This is a genomic window from Vibrio sp. YT-19(2023), assembly GCF_033337395.1.
In genome coordinates this window covers 1-539 of the sequence record NZ_JAWOQN010001042.1, presented here as the reverse complement: position 1 = coordinate 539, position 539 = coordinate 1, and the positions used below count along the sequence as shown (strand labels likewise).

General features: G+C 46.9%; 1 protein-coding gene and 1 pseudogene. One reads left to right on the top strand and one right to left on the bottom strand.

All coding sequences use genetic code 11. The annotated features are described in order from the left end of the window. Positions 1-77, top strand: a 77-nt coding sequence (locus R7E78_RS29920) for a DUF3461 family protein (protein ID WP_318059115.1), incomplete at its 5' end; no start/stop codon positions are given. 82 nt (positions 78-159) lie between these two features. Here the strand turns inward: R7E78_RS29920 and R7E78_RS29915 are convergent. After that, positions 160-539: pseudogene (locus R7E78_RS29915) on the bottom strand (pseudouridine synthase); the annotation flags it as partial.

The window sequence follows — 539 nt, the reverse complement described above, 5'->3', positions numbered from 1 at the left end:
CTGATCTTCGCCATTTAGAAAAAGTCGTTTCTAGCAAGATCGCCGAGATCGAAGCGGATCTAGAAAAACTCAAATAGCCTTTGAGAATCGGTAAACAACAAAAAGGGTTGGCAAACATGCCAACCCTTTTCTATTTCTCTTCGCTAGAGCACAGCCTCTTTACTTAACGAGCTCTTCGTCCCACTCAAATCGAGTAAACAATTGCTGCCACGTATCGTCGATACTCGCTTTCATCACCAGCTCTTCATTTGTAAACGGATGCACAAAACGCAGCTCCGAAGCATGTAACAGCAAGCGGTGTGAATCAAATTCGTTACGGAACAATTTGTTGTGTTTACCATCACCGTGCGATGTGTCCCCCACAATTGGGTGACGTAAGTGGGCCATGTGGCGACGCAATTGGTGCTTGCGACCAGTCTTGGGCTTCCTTTCCATCAAACAGTAGCGCGTTGTTGGGAACTTGCCCGTCGAATAAGGCACTTCCACTTTCGCCAGTGGTTTGTAAGCGGTTACTGCCTCTTGAGCTTCTTTCTCTTGTG